This is a genomic window from Mesorhizobium sp. B2-5-7 (genome assembly GCF_006440875.1).
GTDB classification, from domain to species: Bacteria; Pseudomonadota; Alphaproteobacteria; order Rhizobiales; family Rhizobiaceae; genus Mesorhizobium; species Mesorhizobium australicum.
Genome location: NZ_VFUO01000006.1, coordinates 246158 through 270448 on the forward strand (window position 1 = coordinate 246158; position 24291 = coordinate 270448).

The 24291-nt window shown below is 64.2% G+C and carries 22 protein-coding genes and 1 riboswitch; of the genes, 15 read left to right on the forward strand and 7 right to left on the reverse strand.

Features of this window, described 5'->3' with window-relative positions; all coding sequences use genetic code 11:
* Positions 1–26: 26 nt before the first annotated feature.
* The gene (locus tag FJ543_RS25150; RefSeq protein ID WP_181174080.1) at positions 27–2204 is read right to left on the reverse strand and encodes a N,N-dimethylformamidase beta subunit family domain-containing protein; all 2178 of its coding nucleotides are present in this window, start codon (positions 2202–2204) and stop codon (positions 27–29) included.
* Positions 2205–2659: 455 nt separating this feature from the next.
* Here FJ543_RS25150 and ftsZ point away from each other — a divergent pair, with 455 nt between their 5' ends.
* Complete coding sequence (gene ftsZ / locus FJ543_RS25155; RefSeq protein WP_140715186.1) at positions 2660–3697, forward strand: cell division protein FtsZ; 1038 nt, start codon at positions 2660–2662, stop codon at positions 3695–3697.
* A 75-nt stretch (positions 3698–3772) separates the two neighbouring features.
* On the opposite strand, the gene FJ543_RS25160 is transcribed toward ftsZ, so the two are convergent.
* Positions 3773–4498, reverse strand: a complete 726-nt coding sequence (locus tag FJ543_RS25160; protein WP_140715185.1) for an MgtC/SapB family protein — start codon at positions 4496–4498, stop codon at positions 3773–3775.
* Positions 4499–4762: 264 nt separating this feature from the next.
* On the opposite strand from FJ543_RS25160, the gene FJ543_RS25165 reads away from it, so the two are divergent.
* From FJ543_RS25165 to FJ543_RS25210, 10 genes are all read left to right on the forward strand, one after another.
* Positions 4763–5737 carry a sugar-binding transcriptional regulator gene (locus FJ543_RS25165; RefSeq protein ID WP_181174081.1) on the forward strand — a complete coding sequence of 325 codons (975 nt, stop codon included), beginning with the start codon at positions 4763–4765 and terminating at the stop codon, positions 5735–5737.
* Positions 5738–5782: 45 nt separating this feature from the next.
* A complete protein-coding gene (locus tag FJ543_RS25170; protein WP_140877996.1) occupies positions 5783–7228 on the forward strand; it encodes an extracellular solute-binding protein in 1446 nt (481 codons plus the stop codon).
* A gap of 158 nt (positions 7229–7386) precedes the next feature.
* On the forward strand, positions 7387–8310 hold the full coding sequence (locus FJ543_RS25175; RefSeq protein ID WP_015318968.1) for a sugar ABC transporter permease: 924 nt from the start codon (positions 7387–7389) through the stop codon (positions 8308–8310).
* Positions 8311–8319: 9 nt separating this feature from the next.
* On the forward strand, positions 8320–9177 hold the full coding sequence (locus FJ543_RS25180; RefSeq protein ID WP_140715182.1) for a carbohydrate ABC transporter permease: 858 nt from the start codon (positions 8320–8322) through the stop codon (positions 9175–9177).
* A gap of 2 nt (positions 9178–9179) precedes the next feature.
* A complete protein-coding gene (locus FJ543_RS25185; RefSeq protein WP_015318966.1) occupies positions 9180–10298 on the forward strand; it encodes an ABC transporter ATP-binding protein in 1119 nt (372 codons plus the stop codon).
* On the forward strand, positions 10295–11419 hold the full coding sequence (locus FJ543_RS25190; protein ID WP_140724579.1) for an ABC transporter ATP-binding protein: 1125 nt from the start codon (positions 10295–10297) through the stop codon (positions 11417–11419). The genes FJ543_RS25185 and FJ543_RS25190 overlap by 4 nt, the downstream gene beginning before the upstream one ends.
* Entirely contained in the window at positions 11419–12972 is a 1554-nt protein-coding gene (locus FJ543_RS25195) for an FGGY-family carbohydrate kinase (RefSeq protein WP_140877998.1), read from the forward strand. The genes FJ543_RS25190 and FJ543_RS25195 overlap by 1 nt, the downstream gene beginning before the upstream one ends.
* A 10-nt stretch (positions 12973–12982) precedes the next feature.
* Positions 12983–14023 carry a 2-hydroxyacid dehydrogenase gene (locus FJ543_RS25200; RefSeq protein ID WP_181174082.1) on the forward strand — a complete coding sequence of 347 codons (1041 nt, stop codon included), beginning with the start codon at positions 12983–12985 and terminating at the stop codon, positions 14021–14023.
* Positions 14024–14069: 46 nt separating this feature from the next.
* On the forward strand, positions 14070–15587 hold the full coding sequence (locus tag FJ543_RS25205; protein WP_140878000.1) for a glycerol-3-phosphate dehydrogenase: 1518 nt from the start codon (positions 14070–14072) through the stop codon (positions 15585–15587).
* A 48-nt stretch (positions 15588–15635) separates the two neighbouring features.
* Positions 15636–16577 (forward strand): TIM barrel protein, encoded by a 942-nt coding sequence (locus FJ543_RS25210; RefSeq protein WP_140878002.1) that lies wholly within the window; start codon positions 15636–15638, stop codon positions 16575–16577.
* Between the two features lie 53 nt (positions 16578–16630).
* On the opposite strand, the gene fba is transcribed toward FJ543_RS25210, so the two are convergent.
* On the reverse strand, positions 16631–17695 hold the full coding sequence (gene fba, locus FJ543_RS25215; protein ID WP_015318960.1) for a class II fructose-bisphosphate aldolase: 1065 nt from the start codon (positions 17693–17695) through the stop codon (positions 16631–16633).
* Between the two features lie 270 nt (positions 17696–17965).
* On the opposite strand from fba, the gene FJ543_RS25220 reads away from it, so the two are divergent.
* The 3 genes from FJ543_RS25220 to FJ543_RS25230 are packed head-to-tail and all read left to right on the forward strand — an operon-like array spanning position 17966 to position 19997.
* Positions 17966–18736: a DeoR/GlpR family DNA-binding transcription regulator gene (locus FJ543_RS25220; protein ID WP_140878004.1), complete on the forward strand. Its 771-nt coding sequence runs from the start codon at positions 17966–17968 to the stop codon at positions 18734–18736.
* 36 nt (positions 18737–18772) lie between these two features.
* Positions 18773–19531: a triose-phosphate isomerase gene (locus FJ543_RS25225; RefSeq protein ID WP_140878006.1), complete on the forward strand. Its 759-nt coding sequence runs from the start codon at positions 18773–18775 to the stop codon at positions 19529–19531.
* 25 nt (positions 19532–19556) lie between these two features.
* Positions 19557–19997 carry an RpiB/LacA/LacB family sugar-phosphate isomerase gene (locus tag FJ543_RS25230; RefSeq protein ID WP_140617404.1) on the forward strand — a complete coding sequence of 147 codons (441 nt, stop codon included), beginning with the start codon at positions 19557–19559 and terminating at the stop codon, positions 19995–19997.
* Here FJ543_RS25230 and dhaL read toward each other — a convergent pair.
* From dhaL to FJ543_RS25250, 4 genes are all read right to left on the reverse strand, one after another.
* On the reverse strand, positions 19994–20629 hold the full coding sequence (gene dhaL / locus FJ543_RS25235) for a dihydroxyacetone kinase subunit DhaL (RefSeq protein ID WP_140878008.1): 636 nt from the start codon (positions 20627–20629) through the stop codon (positions 19994–19996). The genes FJ543_RS25230 and dhaL overlap by 4 nt on opposite strands.
* A 10-nt stretch (positions 20630–20639) precedes the next feature.
* Positions 20640–21647 carry a dihydroxyacetone kinase subunit DhaK gene (locus FJ543_RS25240; protein ID WP_140715172.1) on the reverse strand — a complete coding sequence of 336 codons (1008 nt, stop codon included), beginning with the start codon at positions 21645–21647 and terminating at the stop codon, positions 20640–20642.
* 74 nt (positions 21648–21721) lie between these two features.
* The gene (locus tag FJ543_RS25245; RefSeq protein ID WP_015318954.1) at positions 21722–22195 is read right to left on the reverse strand and encodes a 6,7-dimethyl-8-ribityllumazine synthase; all 474 of its coding nucleotides are present in this window, start codon (positions 22193–22195) and stop codon (positions 21722–21724) included.
* A gap of 77 nt (positions 22196–22272) precedes the next feature.
* A riboswitch (FMN riboswitch) is annotated at positions 22273–22417 on the reverse strand.
* Positions 22418–22519: 102 nt separating this feature from the next.
* Positions 22520–23695 (reverse strand): MFS transporter, encoded by a 1176-nt coding sequence (locus tag FJ543_RS25250; protein WP_140878010.1) that lies wholly within the window; start codon positions 23693–23695, stop codon positions 22520–22522.
* A 48-nt stretch (positions 23696–23743) separates the two neighbouring features.
* Here FJ543_RS25250 and FJ543_RS25255 point away from each other — a divergent pair, with 48 nt between their 5' ends.
* Entirely contained in the window at positions 23744–24283 is a 540-nt protein-coding gene (locus FJ543_RS25255) for an Lrp/AsnC family transcriptional regulator (RefSeq protein ID WP_140878012.1), read from the forward strand.
* Positions 24284–24291: the final 8 nt, after the last annotated feature.

The window sequence follows — 24291 nt, forward strand, 5'->3', positions numbered from 1 at the left end:
CTGACGACACGCGCCGCGGACAAAGCTTAGGCCCGGCACGGCGGGAACACCCAAGCCGCCGATTGACCAGGCATGATAGACGCTTCGATCGTTGCGCGGCAAGCCAACCGCCGGAGCCGGCGTGGTGCGGCGGGCTGCCTTCCTTTCCGGCTATCGATCCGGAGCCTCTTTTCCTGCGCCAGATGCGTCAGCAAATTCCTGGTGATCCGGCCGACGTCGTTCATGGCATCGCCCGCGGGCAAGGCGCCGCACCAGGCGACCGAACTCGCGCAGAAGATCAGACCGCCCGAGGGCAGATGGCGCAGCGTCATCTCCGCGCAGCGGCGCTCGTCGCGCTCTCTGTCACCTCCTTCGTACCAGCGCGTCGCGTCATGGACGAAGCTGTCCGGGAATCCGGTCGCGCGGGCAATGACCATGGTGTCGGGGGATGTGCCCAGATGCGGGTCGGTGGCATCGACCTCGTAGCCGGCGGCGCCTCCAAGCACGATGCCCTCGTCGCCGAAGGTCTCGCTGGTGACGCCGTCGAACAACCACGCGGCCGAGGGCTGACGGCTTTCCGGCGTACGCGTGAAAGGCCGCGCGCCATCGAAACCCATCAGCGAGATGGCGACGCCGGTCAGCGAGAACTCGCCGCGCCCGCTGGCGCGCAGGTAGCCTCCCGGCTGGTTGGTAATCGACAGTGACTGTTCGGCGATGGGGCCGTCCCAGGTCCGGCCCGCCTCGAGCGGCGAGCGGCGCAATTCCATCAGATCGTCCTGGAACGCCACCTTGCCGGCAAAGCCATTGCCGCCGAGATAGGCGATGCTGCCGCCCGCCGCCGCGAATTGGCGCAGCGCATGCTCCATCTCGACCGACATGTATTCGGGATGGCTACCGGTGATGACCGCCTGATACTCCTGCAGGCCGGCAAGACCCAGTTCGTGCAGGTCGCGGTCGGTGATGAGATCGAAGGCGATATCATTGTTGTGGCAGAAGCGTAGAAAATGCAGGTCGACCGGCAGATTGTGCGGGCAGCCGCAGAGCGGATACTTGTAGTCGTCACGCAGCGTCGCCTTGGGCTTCCTGGTGGAACAGATCGACACGCCGCTGAGGTCGCTGTGATAGTCGTAGAGCGACTTCAGATTGTTATCGATCGCGAAGCGATGGCCGCGATCTTCGCACATCCATTCGTAGAGATGCGCCGGCAGGAATTCGTCCGCGTAAGCGAGATAGGTGGCCGTCGGCACCAGGAACAACAACGGCGCCCGGCGCTCCGACGAAGTGATGAAGAAGACGATACGCTCCGATCCTTCATCGTGACCGACCTCGAAGGCATAGACCCCGGCGGGCGCCTCGGCGGGAACCTGCAATTGGTATGAGGCCGGCCACTGCAACGCCTCCATGTCGTCGTCGTGGCAATGCACGGCGTCGTAATGCGACGGCACCAGCCGGGGGTCGAAACTCGACCCGTCCCAGCGGCGCGAGGTCATGCAGAAGGCGGGCTGGTTGACCGTTTCCAGGAAGAGGACGCGATCGGTGCCTGTCGAGGCGAGCGGGCCTCTCGGCAGCAGGGTCGGAAACGTCCAGGCGATACGGCCAGCCGCGGTTTGCAGCGAGATCGTCGAGAATTTCGCGTTGAGCGACCTGACATCGTTTGCCGTGCTGGTGCCGAAGACCATGTCACCGGTCAGGAGCCGCCACGGCAGGTCGAATCGACGATCCAGGCGAAACGGCGACAGGAGATCGTCCGAATCGATCCGCAGCACGGTCGCGCCGTCGTTCGACGAAATCTCGACCTTGAGCCAGGTGTTTGCCGGCAAGACCACGTCGCTATCGGGCGAGTTGCCGTCGTCGCCTGATATCAGCCGCCCGTCCTGCAAGCCGAGGCGCAGGTTTCCGCTTTCGAACAGCACGCGGGCGCCATCGTTGCGGGTCAAGTATACTTCGAAGGCGACGCCTTCGATCTCGGTGGCCTTGGCAAGTTCCGCCGCCGCGACCCTGAGGAAGGATCCGTGATCGAAATCGCGACGGGACACGGCATTTCCCGTCGGCTCGACGCGCCAGCCCATCGGCTCGGCCGCTTGCGTGTCGAGCCGCACGACGTGCACGTCGCGTACCGGCCGCGACGACGAGACATGGAGGGCGACTGGTGTTCCTGCCGCTGTATGCCAAGGAACGGTATAGCCTGAGACGGCCATGGCGCCGTGGTCGACGGGGCGTTTCATCGCCGCAAAAATCCGCGTCGCGATCCCGGCTGTCGCACTCTCCCCGGCTGTCGCACTCTCATTGATGGCAAACTGGACAATTCTTTCATACCTTTGGGTCAGGAGGGCGCATATATCCCCTCGGCCTTGCTTGCTGATTAAGTCCGTAGAAATCTCGCTCAGCCATCGATGGCCTCGGCAAATGCGAGTTCTAGGCATCCGTCGCAGGCATCCGCTTGGTGCCTGATCCACGACGACATTATCGCGATCGTCCGAAACCGGACAGTCGTTCTCGAAGGTCGGCCTCTTCATCACAAAACTTGACCTTCACGCACTTGCACGTCCGGCCGCTCTCTGGCTTTTTGGGGTACCCATCCGAACGGACTGATTCGCGTCATGCCGCTCGATTGCAATGTCTTGCAGGCAGTCTGCTTGTGGGTCGTGAAGCGCACGCAATTGGCGAAGGAGAAGCAGGCATGGCCGAGTTCAAGAAGCCGGAAATCTCCGAGATGAGACCCAAGATCACCGTGATCGGCGTCGGCGGCGGCGGCGGCAACGCGATCAACAACATGATCGTGGAACAGCTTCAGGGAACCGAGTTCATTGCCGCCAACACCGATGCCCAGGCGCTGACTATGTCGAAGGCGACGCGGCTGATCCAGCTTGGCGCGCACGTCACGGAAGGCCTTGGCGCCGGCTCGTTGCCCGAGATCGGCCGTGCCGCGGCCGAAGAATCGCTGGACGAGATCATGGATCATTTGGCCGGCACCCACATGTGTTTCGTCACTGCCGGCATGGGCGGCGGCACCGGAACCGGTGCGGCCCCGATCATCGCCCAGGCGGCGCGCAAGGCCGGCATCCTGACGGTCGGCGTCGTCACCAAGCCGTTCACCTTCGAGGGCAGGCGCCGCATGCAGATGGCCGAAGAGGGCATCGAGCGGCTGCGCGAGGCCGCCGACACCGTGATCGTGATCCCCAACCAGAACCTGTTCCGGATTGCCGATGCCAAGACCACTTTTGCCGATGCCTTCGTCATCGCCGACAGGGTGCTTTATTCAGGCGTCAGCTGCATTACCGACCTCATCGTCAAGGAAGGCCTGATCAATCTCGACTTCGCCGACGTCAAATCGGTGATGCGCGGCATGGGCCGCGCCATGATGGGAACCGGCGAGGCTTCGGGCGAAGGCCGGGCGATGAAGGCGGCGGAAGCCGCGATCGCCAATCCGCTGCTTGACGAAATGTCGATGAAGGGCGCCAAGGGCGTGCTGGTGTCGATTTCGGGCGGCCGGGACATGACCCTGTTCGAGGTCGACGAGGCGGCCACGCGCATCCGTGAAGAGGTCTATGAGGACGCCGATATCATCGTCGGCGCCATCTTCGACAAGAGCATGGAAGGCCGCTTCAGGGTCTCGGTGGTGGCGACGGGCCTCGATCGTTCGCTCGGCGAGGGTGATGCCGATGCCGGCATGGCACATGGCCATTCCGTGCCGTCCGCCGCACGGACCCTGCAGTAACCTTTCTCTTCGATTGACCTCCCGGGCAGGCGACCCGCGGTATCTGCCGCGTCCCCGGGGCGGAAAAATTGCTCTTCAGGACGCCTTCTCGCCGATGAGCTCGAATCGCTCGATCTCGCATTCGCGCGCGACCAGCGCCAGGATTTCCGTCGAGGGTTCGGCGGCGTCGGACTGTCTCCATTCGAGATTGAACGAGTACACGAAGCGGTCGCGGCTGGGATCATGCTCGATCTTGGCAAGGCGCGCGCCGTAGCCGAGCGGCCGCACCATCTCCGGAAGGTCAGGTGGGAATCCGTTTGCCCAGGAAACCGACAGGATCGCATGGTGGTCGCGCGGCAACTTGAGGTCGACCCATTTCAACACCTGAAGTGTCAGTAGCGTCAGCACGGTTGCAATTGCCGCAAGACCAAACTGGCCGCCGCCAACGGCAAGTCCGATCATCGTCATGATCCACATGGTGGCCGCGGTGGTGATCCCAGTCACGAGATCGCCGCGCCGAAGGATGGCGCCGCCGCCGATGAAGCCGACGCCGGTCAGCACGCCAAGCGGCAGACGCAGCACGTCCATGCTGGCGAAGAAGTCCATTCCCTTACCCGTGGTATCAAGCAGTATGTTGGCCTGGATCATGGCCACAGCGGCTGCCAGGGCGACCAGGATGGTCGTGCGAAGCCCGGCGGTGTGGCCGCGCGCTTCCCTGTTCAGGCCGATGAAGAAACCAGCCAGCAGCGCAAGCAGCAACCGGGCGACAAGATCGGGCCATGTCGGATGAAGTGGCATATCGCAGCAAAGCGGCTCGAACATCGCCCTGTCAGGGCGGCGCTGGTGCTCCGCCCTCCATTTTTCTCAGGATTTCGGCGCCCTCGCTGACGACGTTGCTTGCGGCTGGCCGGTACGTCGCGACCTCGGGCTGTCGATGTAAGAACCTTTTTGCCTTCGTGAGGTTCCCGGCGAACCGTCGCGCGGCAGCCGACCAAACGCCATGCAATTTGAAGGTGGCGCTTGACTTCGTCCGGTCCGTGTGAAAAATTTTGCAGCAAATGATAAAAATATCACCGGGATGGAAACGTGGTTGGTTTTGGAAACGGCCTTTTGCGGGACGATGATGCCAGCATGGCGGCGCGGGCCGCGTGGCTTCATTACGCCGGCGGCCTGACCCAGTCCGAGGTCGCCAAGCGGCTGGGGCTGACCAGCCTCAAGGCGCACCGCCTCATCACCAAGGCCAATCAGGAAGGCCTGGTGAAGGTCTATATCGACGGCGAAGTGTCGGAATGCGTCGAGCTCGAGGACGAATTGTCCCGCCGCTACGGCCTCGACTATTGCGAGGTGGTCCCGGATTTCGATTCCGAGGATCTGCCGCTCAAGGCGCTCGGCATCGCCGGCGCGCAGTTCCTCAAGCGCGAGATCGAGCGCGGCGAGCAGGCGCTGATCGGCGTGGGCCATGGCCGCACGCTCGCGGCCTGCGTTGAATATCTGCCGCGCACCACCACCGACCGCATCCGTTTCGTCTCGCTGCTTGGTGGCCTGACGCGGAAATTCTCGGCCAACCCGCATGATGTCATCCACCGTCTCGCCGAACGCACCTGTGCCGAAGCCTATGTGATGCCGGTGCCGATGTTCGCCAACACGGCGGAGGACCGCATCGTGCTGCTGGGCCAGAAGGGCATTAGTGAGGTCTTCGATCTCGCCAGATCCGCCGACCTGTTGTTTGCGGGCATCGGCACCGCCGAACGCGAGGCTTCGCTTGTCGCCACCGGCATGATCGAGAAGGGCGAGATGGAGGAGATCCGTCGCAATGGCGGTGTCGGCGAATTGCTCGGCCATTTCTTTGACGAGGCCGGCAAGGCAGTGGCGACGACCGTTTCCAACCGGGCGCTGGCACTGGCGCGCGAGGATATCGCCAGCCGCCGGATTGTCGCCGTCGCCGGCGGCAGGATTAAGGTTCGCGCAATCAAGTCGGTGCTGGAGGGGCGCTATCTCAAGGGCCTGATAACGGACGAGCGCACGGCGCGATCGCTCGTGGAAGAGACGCCGGTCGGGTAGCCGGCAACAGTCCAGTTGAAACTACCCTGTGGAGGAGAAGACGAAATGCATGAGAAAGAGAAAGACCTGATAGATGCCTTCCTGCGCGGACAAGTCGACCGTCGTGGACTGATCAAGGGCCTGGGTGCCATGGGTCTCGCCGCCGGCACCGCCGGCTCGCTGCTCAACCTCGGCCAGACCCGCGCGCTTGCCGCCGACTTCGACTGGCAGGCGCATAAGGGCAAGACCATCAAGCTCTTGCTCAACAAGCATCCCTATGCCGACGCCATGATCGCCAATCTTGAGAACTTCAAGAAGCTGACCGGCATGAACGTCGTCTACGACGTATTCCCCGAAGACGTCTATTTCGACAAGGTGACGGCCGCATTGTCGGCGAGCTCGCCCGAATATGATGCCTTCATGACCGGCGCGTACATGACCTGGACCTATGGCCCAGCCGGCTGGATCACCGACCTCAACGAATGGATCAAGGATCCGGCCAAGACCAACCCGAACTATGCTTGGGACGACTTCCTGCCAGGCGTCAAGAATTCCTGCGCCTGGAACGGCAAGCCGGGCGGAGCTTTGGGATCGGAAGACGCCAAGCAGTGGTGCATTCCGTGGGGGTTCGAGCAGAACAACATCACCTACAACAAGGCGATGTTCGACAAGGCGGGCGTCAAGGTTCCCGGCAATATGGACGAGATGGTGGCCGCTGCCGCCAAGCTCACCAAGGATGTCGGCGGCGGCGTCTACGGCATTGGTGTGCGCGGCTCGCGCTCCTGGGCGACCATACACCCGGGGTTCCTGTCGGCCTACGCCAATTTCGATCAGAAGGACCTGAACGTGTCGGCCGACGGTAAATTGTCGGCCGCCATGAACACCGCCCAGTCCAAGGCTTTCCACAAGCAGTGGGTGCAGATGATCCAGGAGAGCGGCCCGAAGGACTGGTCGACCTACACCTGGTACCAGGTCGGCACCGATCTGGGCGCCGGCGCCTCGGCGATGATCTTCGACGCCGATATCCTTGGCTACTTCATGAATGGTGGCGACAACAAGATGGCCGGCAAGCTTGCCTTCGCCGCCTTCAAGGCGAATCCGGAGGCCAAGGCACCAACGCCGAACATCTGGATCTGGTCGCTGTCGATGTCCAACTTCTCCAAGGACAAGGACGCCACATGGTACTTCATGCAATGGGCCTCCGGACCTGAGCATGCGCTGTTCGGCGCCACCAAGATGGATTTTGTCAACCCAGTCCGCCAGTCGGTCTGGAAAGATGAGGTCTTCCGCGAGAAGCTGAACAAGAGCTATCCGGGCTATGTCGAGATGTTCGACGCCTCGGCACCCGGCGCCTCGATCAAGTTCACGGCGCAGCCGTTGTTCTTCGATCTCACCACCGAATGGGCGGCGACGCTGCAGAAGATGGTGTCCAAGGAAGTGCCGATCGACGAGGGCCTCGACAAGCTCGCCGAGAGCATCAACGGCCAGCTCAAGGAAGCCGGCCTCGGTTAAGTCGCAACGAGGGCCGGCCTGCTTGGCGGTTCGGCCCTCGCCACATCTTTCATGTTTGCGATGCGGTGCCGAAAGGTGACCGCCATTTCGCCCCACCGGCCGCCTTGCTCCCTTGGGCGGCCGGCAGGGCGAAGCGACAGCAACAACGGAGCAGCTCGATGACTGCGGTGGTATCGCAAAGGCTCAAGCCATCCGGCTTCAGGATCAGCAAGCGGGTGCTGCCCTATGTGCTCAGCCTGCCGGCCTTGCTGGTCTGCATAGGCATCCTGATCCCGTTCCTGACGTCGGTCGTTTACTCGTTCCAACGCTATCGTCTGAGCCAGCCTTGGGCGCGCCAGTTCAACTGGGGCGACAACTACATCTCCTTCTTCACCGACCCGAAATTCTGGAATACGTTGAAAGTGTCGCTGCTCTATGCCGGCACCACGGTCGTGCTGGAACTGCTTCTCGGTCTCGCCATCGCGCTGCTGCTGCAGAAGCGCTCGACGCTCAACAACTTCATCTCGATCATGCTGTTGATGCCGCTGATGACGGCGCCCGCGCTGGCAGCACTGATGTGGAAGCTGATGACCAATCCGGGCTTCGGCGTGCTGAGCTATCTCGCCAGCCTCATCGGGCTGCAGGATTTTCGCTGGGCGTCGTCACCGTCCACGGCGCTGTTCACCGTCGTGCTGGTCGACATCTGGGTCTACACGCCCTTCATCATGATCCTGCTGCTTGCCGGCCTGCGCAGCCTGCCGACGCAGCCCTTCGAGGCCGCCGCGCTCGACGGCGTGCCGAGGAGCTTCGTCTTCTTCCGCATCACCTTGCCGATGCTGACGCCCTACATCCTGACGGCGACCTTGTTTCGCCTGCTCGATTCCATCCAGCAGTTCGACATCATCTACGCCATGACACAGGGCGGGCCGGGCGACACACTGACCGTGTTCCAGGTCGAGGCCTATCTCAACTTCTTCCAGTCGACCAATGTCGGCCGCTCGGCGGCGCTGATGATCATCCTGTGGGCGATCACCTATTTCCTCTCCAACATCTTCATCAAGAACTGGCTCAGGCTGCGCGAACGCGCCCGCGGCCAGGCATAGGAGGCGGCGATGGAACATACCTCGCTTTTCGAACGCATCCTGCGCGGCGCGGCACTGACGCTGGTCGTGATCTTCTTCATGTTCCCGATCCTGTGGATCTTCATGATGTCGTTCCAGACCAACGAGACCATTCTGCGCATCCCGCCGCAGCTCATCTTCGAACCGACGCTCGCCAACTACACGGCGTTGATCACCGGCAAGCTGATGACGGCCGCCGGCACGCTCGACATCGCCTTCATGCGCAACCTCTGGAACTCGGTATTCCTGTCGGTGACCTCGGTGGCGGTTTCACTGCTGCTCGGCGTGCCGGCGGCCTACGCCTTCGCGCGCCACAAATTTCGCGGTTCGGAAGACATCGCCTTCACGCTGCTGTCGTTCAAGTTCGCGCCGGCACTTCTGGTGCTGCTGCCGCTGACCCTCTATTTCCAGAAGCTCGGCCTGGCCAACACCTATATCGGGCTGATCTGGGTCTACCAGTTGATCTGCCTGCCGCTGATCCTGTGGATCGTGCGCGGCTATTTCGAGGATATTCCGGCCGACATCGAATATGCCTACCGCATCGGCGGCCATTCCTGGTTCGCCACCTTCCGCAAGATCGCGCTGCCGCTCGCCGGCCCTGGCATCGCGGCGGCCGGCCTGCTTGCCTTCATCTTCGCCTGGAACAATTTCGTTTTCGCGCTGGTGTTGGCTTCGGCCGACAAGCAGCCGGTGACGGTCGGCGCGTTGGCCTTCATCACTTCATCGGGCATCCAGTACGGCCAGATTTCGGCGGCCATAGTCTTGTCGATCACGCCGACGCTGGCGCTCGCCCTTTACGCACAGCGCTATCTGGTCGAGGGCCTGTCGCTCGGCGCGGTGAAAGGATAGAAATGGCCAGCCTCGAACTCAGAAACGTCGTCAAGCGCTACAAGAGCCAGACCGTCCTCGACAATCTGTCGCTGACCGTCGCCGATGGCGAAACGCTGGTGCTGTTTGGTCCCTCGGGCGCCGGCAAGACTGTGCTGTTGCGGCTGGTCGCCGGCGTCATCGATCCGGACGAAGGCAAGATCCTCATCGGCGGCGAGGACATGACCGATGTCGACGCGGAATTCCGCGGCGTCGGCATGGCGTTCCAGAATTTCGCGCTGTTTCCGCATATGAGCGCTTTCGACAATATCGCGACGCCGCTGGCGGCCAAGCGCTCGTCGCAGAGCGCGATCAAGGCCGGTGTCGAGAGCGTCGCCAAATTGTTGAAGATCGGCCATGTGCTTTCCCACAAGCCGCGCGCGCTCTCCAACGGCCAGAAGCAGCGCACGGCCCTTGCCCGCGCTTTGGTCGGTTCGCCGCCGCTCCTTCTGCTCGACGATCCCTTGCGCAATGTTGACGCCAAGCTGCGTTTCGAGATGCGGCTTGAACTGCCGCGGCTGCTCGCCGATCGCGGCGCCACCGTCGTTTACGTTACCCAGGACTACAAGGAAGCCATGGCGCTCGGCGACCGCATCGCGGTGATGTCGCAAGGCGTCATCAGGCAGCTTGGTACGCCCGAGCAGATCTATCGTGAGCCGGCCAACGTCGAGATCGCGCGGCTGTTCGGCGATCCGACCATCAACCTGCTCGACGTCAAGCCCGCGCGCGATGCCCGGGGGGGCTATGTCGGCCTGTCCAATGTGCAGGTCCATCTCGCCGATGCTCCCGAGGCCGCCATCGGCCGCGACTGCATCATCGGGCTGAGACCCGAGGCCCTGCATTTCGTCGGCGAAAACGAACCCGGCGCCGTTCCGGTGACCGTCGAGGCGGAGACGCCGCTCAACGAAAAGATCGTTACCCTGGTGCGCACCGTGCGCGGCCGTGAAATCCTGGTCTCGCGCCCGGCCGGAACCCCGGGGCGCAGCGAAGGCAAGGCGCATATCGCCGTCGACGGCGAGAGCGCCCTGCTGTTCGATCGGGCGAGCGGCGAGCGCATCGGCGCCAGGAATGTCGTCAAACTGCGCAACGGAGAAGCGGCATGAGCCCGAGCGCGCTCACCATATCAGGCGTCGACAAGTTCTATGGCCCGATCGACAGGGGCGTTCACGCCGTCAAGAACCTGACGATGGAGATCGGCGAGGGCGAGATCGTGGCGCTGCTCGGGTCGTCGGGCTGCGGCAAGACCTCGACCTTGCGAATGATCGCTGGCTTCGAGGAGGTGTCGCGTGGCGCGATCGCGGTCGCCGGCCGCACGGTACACACCTTGCCGCCGGTCAAACGCAATGTGGCGATGGCCTTCGAGGGCTATTCGCTCTATCCGCCGCTCACCGTGCGCGAGAACATGGCCTTTGCCCTCAAGGCCGCAAGGCTGCCCAGGAGCGAGGTCGACGCCAAGGTCGCCAGCATCGCAAAGCTGCTGGAGATCGAGGACATATTGGAGCGCTATCCCAGCTCCATTTCGGGTGGCCAGCAGCAGCGCGCCAGCCTCGGCCGGGCGCTGATCCGCGAGGCCGACCTGCATCTGCTGGACGAGCCGATGGGCCAGCTCGAGCCGCAGCTTCGCGCCGTGCTGCGCGGCCGCATCAAGCACTTCATCAAGGAACGCGGCCTGACCGCGATCCTGGTCACCCACGACCAGACCGAGGCGAATGCGCTGGCCGACCGCATCGCGGTGATGGAGGGCGGCGTGCTGCAGCAGTTCGATACGCCGGACCGGATCAAGGAGCGCCCGGCGAACCTGTTCACCGGCACCTTCGTCGGCGAGCCGCCGATGAACGTCTTCGAGGCCTTTGTCGGCACGACCGCCGGCCGCATCAGTCTCAAGCTGCCCGACGGGCTGTCGCTCGACTATGACAAGGACGCCTTCAGCACTCCGGTTCGCGACCAGCTGCTCAGCCGCGAGCGGGTGGTCATCGGCATCAGGCCCTATGCGGTCAGGCGCTCGAAGGAGGGTGTTCCGGCCAGGGTCTCGGCCAACCAATGGCTCGGCGACCAGACCCACATCGCCGCCGACTTCGCCGGCGGCTCGCTGGTCCTGGTGGAGCATGACCGCACCCGGCTCGACCTCGGCGCGCCCATCAATGTCAGCATCGATCCCAAAAACCTGCACGTCTTCGACCAGGCGAGCGGCATTGCGATCTCGCACGGCATGGAGCTCGCGTGATGCGCGATCTATTAATAGGCATCGATGCCGGCACTTCCGTCATCAAGTCCATCGCTTTTGACACGAAGGGCCGCCAGATCGCGGCCGCGGCAACGCCGAACCATTATGAGACGCTGCCGGGCGGCGGCGCCGAACAGGATCTGGCCCGCACATGGGCCGATGCCGCCACCACCTTGCGCCAGCTTGCCGACAAGGTGCCCGATCTCGCCAGCCGGACCGTCGCCATAGCGGTGACCGGGCAGGGCGACGGCACCTGGCTGATCGACGGCAAGGGCGAGCCGGTGGCCAAGGGTTGGCTCTGGCTCGACGCGCGCGCCGCCGGCGTCGTCGAGGAAATCCGTGCGCGGCCCGATGACCGGCTGCGCTTCGAGAAGACCGGCAGCGGGCTCGCCGCCTGCCAGCAAGGCTCGCAGTTCGCCTTCATGAAACGCACCATGCCCGAAATGCTCGGCAAGGCCGCGACCGCGTTCCACTGCAAGGATTGGCTCTATTTCAAGCTGACCGGCGAACGCGCCACCGATCCGTCCGAAGGGACCTTCACTTTCGGCGACTTCCGCACCCGTGACTACAGTGGGGACGTGCTCGACGTCCTCGGCGTCGCCGATCTCAGGCACCTGCTGCCGCCGATCGTCGACGGCACGAGCCACAGCGCCGGACTGTCGCCGGCCGCCGCCGAAGTCACCGGCATGCTTGCCGGCACACCCGTCGTGCTCGGTTATGTCGACGTCGTCTGCACCGCGCTCGGCGCCGGCCTCCTCGACCGCGAGCGCAAGCCCGGCTGCTCGATCATCGGTTCCACCGGCATGCACATGCGGCTGGCCGAGACCCCTGATGATGTGCAGCTCAACGAAGCGGCGACCGGCTATACGATGGCGATGCCGGCGCCGGGCGTCTTCGCGCAGATGCAGTCCAACATGGCGGCGACGCTCAACATCGACTGGGTGCTTGGCCTCGCTTCCGGCATCCTCGCCTCGCAAGGCATAACCCGCAGCAATGGCGAGATGATCGCGCTGGTCGATGCCTGGATCGCGGCCTCGCAGCCGGCTTCGCTGCTCTACCAGCCCTACGTGTCGGAAGCCGGCGAGCGCGGACCGTTCGTCGATGCCAATGCCAGGGCAGGCTTCGTCGGCATTTCGTCGCGTCACGGCTACGCCGATCTGGTGCGCGCCGTCTTCGAGGGCTTGGCCTTCGCGGCGCGCGATTGCTACGCCGCCATGGGCCCGCTGCCACGCGAAATTCGCCTGACCGGCGGCGCCGCCAGAAGCCCGGCGCTGCGCAAGATCCTGGGTGCGGCCATTGGTGCCGACACGCGCACCAGCGCGCGCGAGGAGGCCGGTGCGGCCGGTGCCGCAATGATCGCGGCGGTCTGCGTCGGCCAATACGCCTCCATGGACGAGTGCGTCGGCGAATGGGTGACGCCGCTGCTCGGCGAGGCCGAGCCGAGCGACCCGGATCTCGCCGCGATCTACGACAGGATGACCCCGTCCTACATGCTGGCGCACCAGGCCCTGCGGCCGGTCTGGCGTGCCATAGCGACATCGCAGGAAAATTGAGAAGTCGAGTATGCTGAGGAAAATAGCGATCATTGGCGACAACTTCATGCTGCCGGAGGTGTTTCGCGCCAAAATCGAGAAGGTGGCCAGTGGCGACCTCGATATCAGGACATTGCAGACGGCCTGGCCCGACGAGCCGATGGAGTTCGGCAACGCCGCGCTCGGCCTCGACAAGGTCAAGGAATATTTCGGCCATCCCGACGAGGTCGTCGACTTCATCGGCGATGCCGAAATCCTCGTCACCCAGCTTGCGCCCCTGTCGGAGGGCATGATGCGGCGCCTGCCGGGGCTCAAGCTGGTCGCGGTGTCGCGCGGCGGCCCGATCAACATCGACATGGAAGCGGCCAGGGTGCACGGCATCACCGTGGTCAATGTGCCCGGCCGCAACGCGACCGCCGTGGCCGAGTTCACCATCGGCGCCATCCTGGCCGAGACGCGGCTGATCCGGGTCGGCCACGAGGCCTTGCGCAAGGGGGAATGGCGTGGCGATCTCTACCGCGCCGACCGCACCGGCCGCGAGCTCGGCGAAATGACCGTCGGCGTGGTCGGCTACGGCAATATCGGCACGAAGGTGGTGCGCCTGCTGCGCGCCTTCGGCTGCCACGTCCTGGTCAGCGATCCCTATGTGCAACTGAGCGCCGAGGATCGCAACGCTGGCGTCGAACTGATTGCGCTCGACGACCTCCTGTCGCGCTCCGATGTGGTCACGCTGCATTCACGGGTGACGCAGGAGACACGCGGTCTGATCGGCAAGGACACCATCGCGCGGATGAAGCCGGGCGTGATCTTCGTCAATACGGCGCGTGGCCCGCTGGTCGACTACGACGCACTCTACGAGGCGCTGGTTTCAGGGCAGATCGCCAGCGCCATGCTGGAAACCTTCGCGGTCGAACCGGTGCCGTCGGACTGGCCCTTGCTGCAGCTGCCCAATGTGACGCTGACGCCGCATATCGCCGGCGCTTCGGTGCGCACCGTGACCTATGCCGCCGAGCAGGCCGCCGAGGAAGTGCGCCGCTACCTGGCCGGCCTGCCTCCGGTCAATCCGTGCTGAGAGCGATGGCCATGATGCGAAAATCAGGCAGCGGGGTGACGGCAAGATGAGCGTCGGCCCTGACATAGTCGACCTCTTCGTCATCGGCGGCGGCGTCAACGGCGCCGGCATCGCGCGCGACGCCGCCGGCCGCGGGCTTTCCGTCATCCTGTGCGAAAAGAACGATCTCGCGGAAGGCACCAGCTCGCGCTCCGGCAAGCTCGTCCATGGCGGTCTGCGCTACCTCGAATACTACGAGTTCCGCCTCGTGCGCGAGGCGCTGATCGAGCGCGAGGTGCTGCTGGAATCGGCGCCGCACATCATCTGGCCGATGCGCTTCGTGCTGCCGCACAGCCCGGACGACCGGCCGGCATGGCTGGTGCGGCTCGGCCTTTTCCTCTACGACCATCTCGGCGGCCGCAAGCGGCTGCCCGCCACGCGGACGCTCGACCTGCGCACAGCGCCCGAGGGGGCGCCGCTCAAGGACAGCTTCAAGCGCGGTTTCGAATATTCCGACTGCTGGGTCGACGATGCCCGCCTCGTCGTCATCAATGCGCTCGACGCCGCCGAACGGGGAGCGAAGGTCCTCACCCGCACCGCCTGCACCGCGGCCCGCCGCGAAGGCGGCCTCTGGGTTGTCGAGATGCGCGACGTCAGGACCGGCATCAAGACCAGTGTACGGGCCCGCGCGCTGATCAATGCCGCCGGCCCTTGGGTCAACGACATCGTCAACCGCGTTGCCGGCCAGAACTCCAGGCGCAACGTCCGCCTCGTCAAGGGCAGCCATATCGTCGTGCCCAAATTCTGGGAGGGAAGGCAGGCTTATCTCGTCCAGAACAACGACAAGCGCGTCATCTTCATCAATCCCTACCAGAACGATCTGGCCTTGATCGGAACCACCGACATCCCCTACGAGGGCCGGCCCGAGGATGTGAGGGCGGATGAGAGCGAGATCGATTACCTCATCAAGGTGGTCAACCGCTATTTCAAGCGCGGCCTTGCGCGGGGCGACGTGGTCCATTCGTTCTCCGGTGTCCGGCCGCTCTATGACGACAACGCCGACAATCCGAGCGCGGTGACGCGCGACTATATTTTCGAACTCGACGCGCCGGACGCGCAGGCGCCACTGCTTTCCGTCTTCGGCGGCAAGATCACCACCTTCCGCAAACTGGCCGAGCACGCGCTGGACAGGATCGCACCGTTCTTTCCCCGCATGGGCAAAGCCTGGACCGCGAAGGCGCATCTGCCCGGCGGCGACATCGCCAATGCCGACTTCGAACAGTTTCTTGGCAACCTCGCAGGCGAGTATCCATGGATGCCGGCATCGCTGCTCAAGCATTACGGTCGGCTCTACGGCACCAGGACGCGGTCCGTGGTCGGCGGCGCCCGATCGCTCGCCGCACTGGGGCGGTGCTTCGGCAAGGATTTCTTCGAGCGCGAGGCGAACTACCTCTTCGAACAGGAATGGGCGGAAGACGCGGCCGACATTCTCGAACGGCGCACCAAGCATGGCCTGCATTTGTCCGCCGAGGAGAAGTCGGCCTTCGAGCATTGGTGCGCCAGCCGGCAGGCAAGGGCAGGCTGATGACGCTCATTGCCCCTGTTCGGCGCCGGCGTTGAAGGGATCGCGACCTTGGCTTTCACGCTCTCCCTCAACACCAATCCGCTGGTCAACCGCTTCGCCGAGCCGGACGATCTGATCGATACCGTCGCCTATGAGATCGGCATTCGCGACGTTCAGCTCACGCATGAATTCGTCAACCCAGGCTGGCCGGCGGCGACGATCGTCAAGTTCGTCCGCCTGTTCCGCAACGCCTTGGATCGCACCGGCGTGCGCGTCACCTCCGGCATGACCGGCCCCTATGGCCGGCTGAACCATTTCGGCCATCCGGATGCCGATGTGCGCCGCTACTATGTCGACTGGTTCAAGACCTTCGCCGACATCTCGGCCGAGCTTGGCGCCAGCGGCATGGGCACGCAGTTCGCCATCTTCACGCATCGGGACTATGACGATCCCGCCCGTCGCGCCAGGCTGTTCGACATCGCGATGGACTGCTGGCGCGAGGTCGCCGAGCACGCCCGGGCGGCAGGCCTGACCTATCTGTTCTGGGAGCCGATGTCGGTCGGTCGCGAATTCGGTCACACGATCGAGAATTGCCGGATGCTGCAGGACGCGATCGACTCGGCCGGCATGGCCATTCCGCTGGAGATGATGGTCGACATCGACCATGGCGACGTCACTTCCTCCAATCCGGCCGACATCGATCCCTATGCCTGGGCCGAAGCTTTTCCCCTGAAGTCGCCGATCATCCACATCAAGCAATCGTCGATGAACAAGGGTGGCCATTGGCCATTCACCGCGGCCCACAACAAGGACGGCCGCATCACGCCTGAGAAGCTGCTGGAGACGGTGCGACGCGGCGGCGGCACCGACAACGAAATCTGTCTCGAACTATCCTTCCGCGAGCGCGAGCCGGTCGACCATCAGGTGGTCGCCATGATCCGCGAGTCGGTCGACTTCTGGGCGCCCTTCATCGAGACCGGCAGGCCTGGCCTGCTGCCGAAAGCCGGATAGAAATCGGACAGGAGCCCATGGGCTCCTGTCCATAAAATGCAACCGGATCGAACTCAGGCGAATTTCGGATCGAGGCTGCCCGACTTGTAGCGCTTGGCCATTTCCGAAACCGGTAGCGGCTTGATCTTCGGCGCATTGCCGGCGGTGCCGAACTGCTCGAAGCGCTCCTTGCAGAGCTTCCTCATCGCCGCCATCGCCGGCGTCAGATATTTGCGCGGATCGAACTCGCTGGGATTTTCGGTCAGCACCTTGCGGATCGCGCCGGTCAGCGCCATGCGGTTGTCGGTGTCGATGTTGATCTTGCGCACGCCATGCTTGATGCCGCGCTGGATCTCTTCCACTGGGACGCCCCAGGTCGGCTTCATCTGGCCGCCATATTTGTTGATGATCTCCTGCAGGTCCTCCGGCACCGAGGACGAGCCGTGCATGACCAGATGCATGTTCGGCAAGCGCCGGTGGATCTCCTCGATCACGTTCATCGCCAGCACCGCGCCGTCAGGCTTGCGCGAGAATTTATAGGCGCCGTGGCTGGTGCCCATGGCCACCGCCAGCGCATCGACATGGGTATCGCGCACGAACTGTTCGGCCTGCACCGGATCGGTCAGGAGCTGGTCGTGGCTGATCGCGCCTTCGACGCCGTGGCCGTCTTCCTGCTCGCCGCCGCCGCTCTCGAGCGAGCCCAGCACGCCGATCTCGCCTTCCACCGACACGCCGCCCCAATGCGCCATGTCGACGACGCGCTTGGTGATACCGGAATTATAGGCATAGTCGGCCGGCGACTTGCCGTCTTCCTTGAGCGAGCCGTCCATCATCACCGAGGTGAAGCCGTGCTGGATCGCGGTGACGCAGGTGGCTTCGTTGTTGCCATGGTCGAGATGCATGCAGACCGGGATGTCGGGATGGATCTCGACCAGCGCGTCGATCAGCTTGGCCAGCACCACGTCATTGGCATAGGCGCGGGCGCCGCGGCTCGCCTGCAGGATGACCGGCGACTTGGTCTCCTCGGCAGCCTCCATGATGGCGAGGCCCTGTTCCATGTTGTTCATGTTGAAGGCCGGCACGCCATAGCCGTATTCGGCGGCGTGATCGAGCAATTGTCTCAGTGTGATGCGAGCCAACGATTAGTCTCCCGTATCTGGTTTCGAACTGTGGTTGCGGGCCGCCCGCGCATCGTTCAGCCCACCGATGCTTCTGGCCGGAATCCCGCGCAACCGCAACCGTGACAGACCGTCCCGGCAGCAATTCTTGTTACAGCGGCGCGATAAAAGCCGGCGAAATATCCCACAAAATATCCCATTATCACAAAAATCATGATACCTATGCGATCATATCTGTTATATCTTCGTTCGATCAAGGAGCCAGGCTTCTGCGTTGGCGGGTCGGCGAGAATGAAGAGCGACAACAGACGCCAAGGCATCATGGACTTCCTGGTGGATGCCGGCGCGGCGAGCGTCGACGATCTTGCCTCCCGCTTTGGCGTCTCCAGGATGACCGTGCATCGCGACCTCGACGAGCTCGAGGAGAGCGGTTTGCTGCGCAAGGTGCGCGGCGGCGCCTCGATCCAGCCGAGCAGTCTGTTTGAAAGCGATTTCCGCTACCGGCAGAAGCAGGCGATCGGGGAAAAACAGCGCCTTGCGGCGGCGGCCGTGACCATGATCGAACCCGGCCAGACGGTCATCATCGACGACGGTTCGACCGCGGGCGGTATCGCGCGGTATCTCGTCGATCTCAGGCCACTGACGGTGATCACCAACAATCTCGCCGTCATCCAGGACCTGGCCGGTGCCGCGGGCATCAACCTGATCGCGCTCGGCGGCCAATACTCGAAGAAATTCCACGGCTTCTTCGGCCTGCTCGCCGAGGCTTCGCTGCGGTCGCTGCGTGCCGACGTCGCCTTCCTGTCGTCGTCCGCCATCCATGGCGCCTCCGCCTTCCATCAGGACCAGGAAGTGGTGCAGGCCAAGCGACTGATGATGGCCGCGGCGACACGCAAATATCTGCTGGTGGATCACGGCAAGTTTGGCCGCAGCGCGCTGCATTTCCTGGCCGATCTCAAGGCATTCGACGCCGTCTTCACCGGGCGCGGGCCGGAGCCCGGAATGCGCGACACGCTGGATGCGGCCGGCGTCTCGCTGACGGTGGTCGCCGACAAGGATTGATGATCAAACGGGGACTGAGGACCAAGGAGTGTACGCGTGGTTTACTGGGTCGGTACAAGCTGGAAGATGAACAAGACGCTCGCCGAGGCGCTTGATTTTGCAGGCGCACTGGCCGGCTTCGTGGCGGGTTTCGACGATCGCATCCAGCCTTTCGTCGTCCCGCCTTTCACGGCGGTGCGAGAGGTCGGGCAGGCGCTGTCGATGACGCGCGTCAAGGTCGGCGCGCAGAACATGCATTGGGCCGACGCCGGCGCCTGGACTGGCGAGATCTCGCCGGTGATGCTGAACGATTGCGGCCTAGACCTGGTCGAACTCGGCCACAGCGAAAGGCGCGAGCACTTCGGCGAGACCGACCGCACGGTCGGGCTGAAGACGGCGGCGGCGGTCAAGCACGCACTGATACCGCTGATCTGCGTCGGCGAGACGCTGGCCGAGCGCGAAAGCGGCAAGGCCGATGCGGTGCTGACCAGCCAGGTCGAGGGTGCACTGCAATTCCTCGAGGGCGAGGCGAGGGAAGCAAAAATCCTGTTCGCCTACGAGCCGGTCTGGGCGATCGGCGACAAGGGCATTCCGGCCAGTTCCGACTATGCCGACAGGCAGCAGGCGCTGATCAAGACGGTCGCCGGCGGTCTGCTGCCGTCCGTGCCGCCGGTGCTCTATGGCGGCAGCGTCAATCCCGGCAATGCCGCGGAACTGATCGCCCAGCCCAACATCGACGGCTTGTTCATCGGCCGCTCGGCCTGGCAGGCCGAAGGCTACATCGACATCCTGCGCCGCGCGTCGGCCGCCATCTGAATTATCGAACCGGAAAGGACAAAAAATGAAAATAGCCATTGGAGCCGACAGCGCCGGCAAGCCGCTGCTCGACGTCATATCAGCGCATCTGGCGACCAAGCCAGGGCTCACCGTCAGCGACCTCAGCCAGGCCGGCTTCTATGCCGACCTGTCGCGGAAACTTGCCCAGACGATCGTCGACGGTGAGAACGATCGCGGCATCCTGTTCTGCGGCACCGGCATCGGCGTCTCGATCTCGGCCAACAAGGTGCCTGGCATTCGCGCCGCACTCACCCACGACACCTATTCGGCCGAACGCGCGGCGAAATCCAATAACGCCCAGATCATCACCATGGGCGCCCGCGTCATCGGCCCGGAACTGGCCAAGGCCATTGTCGATACCTGGCTGGCCTCGGAGTTCGACGAGAAGGGACCGTCGGCCGGCAACGTCCAGGCGATCGACAGGCTCGATGCGGCGAAGAGCTAAGCGAGACTGTCGCGCATCGCGCCGATGACGGTGACGGCCGAAGCCGCACCGGGATCGATATGGCCGAGCGAGCGTTCGCCGAGCCGCGACGAGCGGCCCTTGGCGGCGATCATGTCCTTGGTCGATTCCGCGCCGCGCTCTGCGGCGGCAAAAGCGGCCTGGAGGCTTTCGGCAAGGTTTTTTCCTGCTGCATGGCTGGCGCCGGCCGCTTCCGCCGCCGGTTGCCAGGCGTCGACCATTGTCTTTTCGCCGGTTTCGGCCTTGCCGCGATCCTTGATGCCTTGCGCAATGGCCTGCAGCAGCGCGACGACATCGGCATCCGCCAGCGTCACCTTGCCCTTGACGGCGGCGGCGGCGCGCATGAAGGCGGTGGCATAGAGCGGGCCGCAGGACGCGCCGACGGCATTGAGGAACGATTTCGCCGCGGTGTTGAGGAGCGCGGTCGGCTCGGCCGCCGTAAGGTCGAGCGATGCCAGCGCATCGCGCACGGCGTTGAACCCGAGCGCCATGGCAATGCCGTGGTCGGCGTCGCCGATGACGCCGTCGAGCTGGCAAAGCCGGTCCCTGTCGGCTTCCATCGCCACGGCGATCGCATCGAACATTCTTTTCAGGTCGAACGCGGCGATGGTCATGGAGCGCTCCTCAGCCGGCACGGAACATGGCGCAGTCGCAGGGGTGGTCGAGCATCGCCTGCAATTCTTCGTCGAGATGGAAAAGCGTCACCGAAGCGCCGGCCATTTCCAGCGACGTGCAGTAGTTGCCGACCCAGGTCGCGTGGACCGAAACGCCGATGGCGTCGAGCCTCTGCTTGACCCGGCGGTTCATGATGTAGAGCTCCATCAGCGGCGTCGAACCCAGCGAATTGACCAGCACCGCGACCTTGTCGCCGCGCTTCGGCGCCATCTCGGCGAAAATCTTGTCGAGCATCTCGTCGGTGATTTCGTCGGCGGTCCCGAGCTTGCCGCGGGCGATGCCGGGTTCGCCATGGATGCCCATCCCGATTTCCATCTCGTCCGTGCCGATCTCGAAATTCGGCCGCCGGGTCTGCGGCAGCGAGCAGGGCGACAGTGCCACGCCCATGGTGAAGGTGCGGTCGTTGGCCTTGCGCGCGACGCGCTCGCATTCGTCGAGGGAGAGCATCAGGTCGCAGGCGGCACCGGCCGCCTTGAAGATGAAGAAATTACCCGCGACACCACGGCGCTTCCGCCGCTGGTCACGCGGCGCCGAGGCGACGTCGTCGGTGGTCAGCACCGTGCGCACCTCGATGTCGTCCATGGCGGCCATCTCGGCCGCCATGTCGAAATTCATCACGTCGCCGGCATAGTTGCCGTACATGAACAGCACGCCGGCGCCGCCGCTGATCGCCTTGGTGCATTCGAGGATCGGATCGGGCGGCGGCGAGGCAAAGACGTTGCCGACAGCCGCCGCGTCCGCCAGCCCCTTGCCGACAAAGCCGAGAAAGGTCGGCTCGTGGCCGGAGCCGCCGCCGATCACCAGCCCGACCTTGCCGGGCCTCGGTCCATCGCGGGCGATGATCGAGCGCGGACTGCCGTCCACGCTCCCGAGATGGCGAGGATGCGCGGCCAGGATCCCTTCGAGCATTTCGTCGACGGCACGGTTGCCGTCATTGATGATCTTCTTGGTCTGCACCGGCATCCTCCGAACTCAGTATTTTCCGGGATACTACAGCCCGTTACCGGGATTTCCACCCCGGCAGCGCCGCTTCAGGCCGCGATCTTTTCCCGCGCGGCGAGTATCTGCACACAGGCGTTTGCCGCTTCCTTCCCCTTGACCGTGAAATGCTCGAAGAAGAAGCGATGATGCTCGGCGCTGTCGTGGAAATTGTGGGGCGTGAGCACCGCCGAAAGCACGGGCACGCCGGTCGACAACTGCACGTTCATCATGCCGTCGATAACAGCGTTGGCGACGAAGTCGTGCCGGTAGATGCCGCCATTGACGACGAATGCCGTGCCGAGGATCGCGGCGTAGCGGCCGGTCCCGGCAAGCGTCTTGGCATGGAGCGGAATTTCGTAGGCGCCGGGCACGTCGAAGATGTCGACGGCAAAGCGTCCGCCGCCAATCTCGGCCAGTTCCGCCCCAAAGGCTTGCACGCACTGGTCGACGATGTCGGCATGCCAGCGCGCCCTGATGACGGCGATGCGGATTGTTTCATAGTCTTTGTGGGAATGCTGATTCATGGGTCCATCCTTCCGTTTCGAACCAGAATCAGGACGCACGATACGAAATGCGGCCCGCCGGGGCGGTCCGTCTTCCGTTTCGTTCTCTTTCATCCGGACTCTAACCGTCGGCTCCGGAATCACACCGGATCTGCTGACCTCTCCGATAGCGGAAAGCGCTCGCGGGCTTCGGCCGAAGCCGTTACCGCCGGTGGGGACTTTCACCCCGCCCTGAGAACATTAACGCGTTTTGTATGGAAGGATGGTGGGGCCGCTGTCAACTACGCGACAGGCCGCTGGCCAATCACGTTGTGCCGACTGGAGCAATGCGACGGGAGGAAAGTTCTAGCGTGTGCGCCATGCCGCCGCGCCAGCGGCAATCAGCATCAGCAAGGCCGCAACTGCCGCGCATGTGGCGAAGCCGAAGCCGGAATAGAGCGGCCCGAAGCCGGTGGTGCCGACGAACACCGCGAGGTAGGTCACCGCGCTGTTCAGCCCCATGATCGTGCCCCGCCGCGACGGATCGAGCGCCGACAGGCGCATCACCAGCACGTTCAGCCCGAAATGATTGGCAAGTCCCCAGGCAGCCACCATGGCGAGCGTCAAGCCATAGCTGCCGCTGGTCGCGGCGATCGCCACGTAGACGATGGCCACGAGAAGATAGGCGAAAGGCATGACACGCCGGGCGCCCAGGCGATCGATGATGCCGTCGAAGAGCGCCGCGGTGCCAAATCCCGCGCCATAGGCGAGGGCCGCCAGCCCATTGGCGCTGACCGGCTGCCCCAGCCCGCTGTGGAGGTGGTCGCCAAGGTAGCCATAGACACCGTAGAAGGCGGTCATGAAGGCGCCGCATGCGATGAGAAGCGGCACAATGCCGGGGATGTTCAACGCCGCCAGCGGGGCGGGCGCCGGTCCGGCCTTCCGGACATCCGGGAGCGACGATGCGCTGAGGCCGCCAAGCGCCAGCGCCGCCAGCACGGCCACGGCGACAAAGACGGCGCGCCAGTGCACGAGATCGGCAAGCACCGCCGACAGCGAAACGCCGGCCACCATGCTGAGCGTCCACCCGGTCAGCACCACGCCGATCGTGCCGCTTTCCCGCCCAGGCGGGGCGATGGCCGCGGCACTGGCATAGATTGCCGGCATGGCGACGCCAGCGGCGATCCCAGCGACAAGCTGCGCGGCAACCAGCGCGCTCACCGTTGGCGCGACCGCGCTGGCGACCAAGGCCAATGCCAGCAGCAGCAAGGCCGCCTGCAGCATCCGCCGCGCGCCGAGCCGGTCGATATGGCGTGCCAGGAACAGGGCGCTCGCGGATGTGCCGAGGCCGAACGCGGCCGCCGCCATCATCACCATGGGGACGCTGGTCGAGAACGACACGGCCACTGCCGGAGCGATCGGACCTAGCACAAGCGAATTCGAGCCGATCACGGCGATGCACCCGGTCAAGAGATAAGCGAGGGCCGGGATGGGCGGCCTGGTGTCCGCGCCCAAGGCTGTAGCTTGACCGTTGTTCGACATATCATCATAATGGCCGTATTAAATTCCGTGACAATCGGGAATACCGCTATGGATGTAGAAACAGATGGCATTCCGCGGAACAGGCCGGCGGCCCGGGATGTCGACGCGACCGACCGAAAAATATTAGGCGTTCTCGTCGAAGACGCGACCGTCAGCTATGCCGAACTCGGCGATCGCGTCGGCCTGTCGCCGCCGGCAGCGCACGAGCGCGTCAAGCGGCTTCGGCGCAGCGGCGCCATTCGCAACACGGCCGCCATCATCGATCCCAACGCGGTGCGAAAGCCGCTGCTCACCTTCGTTCACATAGACACCAGCGGCTGGGGCAAGACCCCGGAACTGATGGCGATCTCGGAATATCCCGAGGTTGAGGAGATCCACACCGTCGCCGGCGATACATGCGTATTGCTCAAGGTGCGCACCGAGGACACCAAGGCGCTCGAAGGCCTCCTGTTGCGTCTCTACGAGACACCCGGCGTCACCTCGACGCGCAGCTACGTGGTTCTGGCGACCTACCTCGAACGGCCAGTGCAACCCGGCATCACGGCGCAGTGGCCGACGCCGAAGCACATGGGCAAGCCGTTGTATTGAACGGCTTG